This is a genomic window from Flavobacterium sp. (assembly GCF_049318185.1).
Lineage (GTDB): Bacteria > Bacteroidota > Bacteroidia > Flavobacteriales > Flavobacteriaceae > Flavobacterium.
Map to the genome: position 1 here is coordinate 1 of NZ_JBMOGV010000143.1, position 4,191 is coordinate 4,191.

The 4,191-nt window shown below is 31.4% G+C and carries 5 protein-coding genes; 4 read left to right on the plus strand and 1 reads right to left on the minus strand.

The features are described from left to right. Positions 1-317 (plus strand): type II toxin-antitoxin system VapC family toxin (locus ACOYLT_RS10345; RefSeq protein WP_422853772.1); only part of this gene is annotated, 317 nt, incomplete at its 5' end. 23 nt (positions 318-340) lie between these two features. On the opposite strand, the gene ACOYLT_RS10350 is transcribed toward ACOYLT_RS10345, so the two are convergent. Continuing rightward, entirely contained in the window at positions 341-511 is a 171-nt protein-coding gene (locus ACOYLT_RS10350; protein WP_422853773.1) for a hypothetical protein, read from the minus strand. A 563-nt stretch (positions 512-1,074) separates the two neighbouring features. On the opposite strand from ACOYLT_RS10350, the gene ACOYLT_RS10355 reads away from it, so the two are divergent. The 3 genes from ACOYLT_RS10355 to ACOYLT_RS10365 all read left to right on the plus strand — a co-directional run bounded on the left by ACOYLT_RS10355 (position 1,075) and on the right by ACOYLT_RS10365 (position 3,605). Next, positions 1,075-1,527: a DinB family protein gene (locus ACOYLT_RS10355; RefSeq protein WP_422853774.1), complete on the plus strand. Its 453-nt coding sequence runs from the start codon at positions 1,075-1,077 to the stop codon at positions 1,525-1,527. Between the two features lie 299 nt (positions 1,528-1,826). Then, positions 1,827-2,939, plus strand: coding sequence for a hypothetical protein (locus ACOYLT_RS10360; RefSeq protein WP_422853775.1), 1,113 nt, complete (start codon positions 1,827-1,829; stop codon positions 2,937-2,939). A 69-nt stretch (positions 2,940-3,008) separates the two neighbouring features. Further along, entirely contained in the window at positions 3,009-3,605 is a 597-nt protein-coding gene (locus ACOYLT_RS10365) for a hypothetical protein (protein WP_422853776.1), read from the plus strand. Positions 3,606-4,191: the final 586 nt, after the last annotated feature.

Below are 4,191 nucleotides of genomic sequence, written 5' to 3' on the forward strand. Positions count from 1 at the left end.
CTATTTATATTTCAGCAGTTTCTTATAATAACATTTATTACATCATACGGCAATCACTCACCCATGCAGAAACGATAAAAATATTAACTGAAATAAGTGAATGGACTAATGTGATTGATTTGACTAAAGAGATCATAAATAAATCCCTTACATCAGACTTTAAAGATTTTGAAGATGCAATTCAATATCATTGTGCAAAATCAATTAATAAAATAGACCTCATTGTTACCAGAGACACAAAAGATTTTAAAATAAGTTCATTACCAATTTTAACACCAAAGGAAGCCGTGGCTTTAATTGAGAGCACAAGTAGGTAACAGAGGTTTTACGGAAAAGCTGGTTAGGTAAAAAATTGAAGTTGGGTCTTGGTCTTTGGTAGTTGGTCTTTGGGAGTTGGTTCTTGGTCTTTGGTAGTTGGTCTTTGGCAGATGGGCTTTGGTCTTTGGTCTTTGGTTCTTGGTCTTTGGTCTTTGGCAAATGGGCTTTGGTGCTTGGGCTTTGTTCTTGGCAATTAACTTCAGAAATTTTAATTTAGCTACTCGCGTTCGGGCCTTGCAGTATTGGCAAGAAAACTTAAAAAAAACAATTTAAATTACTAAAGCAAATCCTGGCAACTTGGCAAAAATATGATTACACTATAGTAAGTTCATCCTCAACAACACACTTAAAACATATTAATTGAATAGGTAACCTTTTGAAAACAATGATTAAAAAATATAGCAAATGGTTTAGCGAATTGAAGCCTTTACAAAAGTGGTCTGTATCCTATATGTTGAATTGGTTTCTTTGGCTCTTCGCATGGTTGATTGCCGAGCAATTCATTTTTGATGAAACCCGTTCATGGAAGTATCACGTTTTTCATGCGACTTGGATGGCTTTCTTTTTTACATTTTCGCTCCTTTGGGAAGTAATAAAACAATTCTTCAAACCCCAGAACTCCAAAAACCAACAACAGCAGAATCCCGAAACGAATATTTGACATATTATATACAAAAAAAATAATCAGATCCAGTGTGAATCGTAAACAGTGATTACACATAAAATTACAAATAGCAATCAGTTAAACTTAAAAAGATGCATAAATTACTAAACTATGTAAAAGAACTTGAATCTAAAATTCCAAACCAGGAAGATTATAATCCTGAGATTTCAAAATCGAATGTAGGCTGGCATATTGAACACATTCTATTAACAAATAAGATGATACTTGAAGCAGTAGAAAAATCAAATCCAGCCGATTATACATGGAGTTTTAAATTACCAAGGATTGTAGTATTTACCATGAACAAAATTCCACGTGGGCGAGCAAAAGCACCCAAAGTGGTTGTTCCTAAAACGTATGATGAACAAACTTTGCTGGAACATTTAAAAATTGTAACATTGAAAATTCAAGGGTTAGAAAACATGAGTTCAGACAAATATTTTGATCACCCCTATTTTGGGAATTTGAGATTAAACAAGACGATAAAATTTCTGGAGATACATACCAATCATCATTTAGAAATTATTAATGATATTTTAAAATAATGAATCTACCCATACCTGGTTTATTGTTCGGTGCAATCGTGTCTTTGGTAATTTTTTATTACTATAACCAAGAAATGAAGGTCAGACGTGAGAAAAAGCGGGAAAACCTAAGAAAAAGACAGAAGGAAAACTTGAATTCTTTAATTGATAACTTAAAAAGCAGAAAACCGGAAGAATCTAATGGCCATAACACTTGATTTCTAAGTAGCTAACATAACGCATTATGCTATTTGAGCCTCCATTTACTTATTTGATAATCCACCTCTTATTATATTGATTCCACAAATAACAATCTCCAAATGAAATATATAATCATAGTAATATTGTTGCTTGGTTACACAAACAGCAAATCACAAGATATAATCGTACAAAAAATAAAATTAAGAAATACATCTAACAAGGAAAATATTTCTGAGATTCCGAAAATAAAGGATGTAAAAAATCAAAAAAACCCCGCAGTTGAAAAAATCAACTCACAAATTCTTGAATATTTCTGGATTAACAGCTTTAAGCAGAATGAAATAGAAGAATTTAAATGGTATGATGTAAAATACTCTCACGAGATAAAGCAAAATATCCTTTGTCTATCAATTGAAGGTGAATCAGGTTACGGCCCCTATCCAAGCTATCTTGATGATGAAGTTTATTTTGATTTACAAACCGGAGAAATGCTTAACATGCCATTGATTCCATTTCAGGCATTATTTTCATTGTCGGGCTATGTAGACTTTATACATAAATATTGGCTCGCTGGAGTAAAAAAAGAATTTAAAGGAGTAGAAAAATGTGCAGAAATGGAGCCCTATTGTAGTTATTACGACATTAAAATAGACAGTGCAGATAAAAAGAAAGTCTATATTTCACTAATATCCGATTGTTTTCCACATGTTGCGCAGGCATGTTCACCCTACTTCTCTATATCAATTGAACTGACAACCATCAGCCAATATTTGAATGACGTTGGAAGATATATGTTACTTGAAAGTAATTATTTCTCGAAGTCCCCTCTTGAGAAATTTTTAGAAAACAGAAAACTAAATACTAAACTCACTGAAAATATTTTTGTTTTTGGAAAAATAGACAAAAAATATCCATTCAGCTTAGCAATTAATATTGCCAGTAATGGAATAGTTTCTGGCTTTTATTTTTATGATTCTAAACTGCAAAAAATATCCTTATCCGGTATTAAACAAAATGATAAGATTACGCTCACAGAAAAAATTGAAAATGTAGAAACCGGCTATTTTGAATTCAAGTATTGGAGTGAATTGGATAAAAATTTGAAAGATGAGTTTGCATTATATGATGGTAGTGAAAAATTAACCTATATAACTGGTCTTTGGACTAATAAAGAAAAAACTAAAACTTTCCCTATTTTAATAAATGAAATAAAAACACCCCGACATTACTAATAAAATAATTTATGGGGCATTTCTGGTAAAAGTCCCATTATCAATTAGCTGATAAAAGTGCAAGTTATTATGAAGAACTTATTTACTATAACCTTTTTTACTTTTTTGAGTCTTACTCTTTACGGACAAAAAAAATCTAAAAAGAAGACAGCGCTTCAGTATTGCGCAGGCACCACAATTACCAAAGAATTTGATTTGGGAGATAGTATAATTAGATGCAATTCTTGTAGATGGGATGAATGCGGAAATATTATAAATTCAAAATCAGACACGCTATATAAGAACAAAGGTATTGTTAACCCAGACTTTAAACCTTTGTTTTTAACTGTTGACACAATGCTACTTACAAAAAAGGATGTTCAAACCCTTCGTGAAAAAAATAAAATAAAACATATACAGTTCTTTCATTGTAATGATGTTATTTCAAAAATGGGGTTTATTGCATTAGAAGGAATTTACCTTGTTCAGCTGAGAGATACAATAATCATCTCACAACCTTTAAATGAAGCGGTAAACTTAAAATACAAATCTAAAAATATTGCCTCCTCTCAAATCTTAATTAATGGCTACAATCTATATGCTGACAAAGTGAAATATCCTAAATACATAGATTTAAATATCAAGTATTTGGAGAAATCAAATATGTATTGCGTATTAACAGAATAACAAATTTCAACAGCGTGACTGTTAGCCGTCTTTTTAAACTTTTAAAAAAATAATGCCATTTTAAGTTCACCATAAATCGGCTTCGGATAAATCATGTCTCTTTACCTGTAATTATCAACCAAATATGCGGTGACCTGAATGTATGCGGTTTAATTTATAGTCTGTTGTTCAAATCTGAATTAAAACAATCAACTCGTCTTAGGTCAATCTACTAAACAGGCTACAAACATTTCAGCCAGCGGCACATAGGCAAATTTGCAAGCAGCAGAATGCTACAAAAACCCAAGCTAACAAAAAAGCCATTTTATCAGCAACATTTACAAATAATTATGTTTTATAGGTAAAATGTCAGGTTTAACCTGACATAATGAATATGAAAAACAAATACATTTCAAAGCAGTCTAACGAGCTTTTTTCCTATTTCAACGAACAGAATCCTCACCTACGCCAAGCCCGAAACTGTTTGCGGTAATATTCAAAAATTTCAAGTTAAAAAAGATACTTATATATGGTTATTCATTATTAAATGATAACAAGAGAAAATATATTAACCATCCTAAGGAATCACAAACCGCAATTTTCTAAA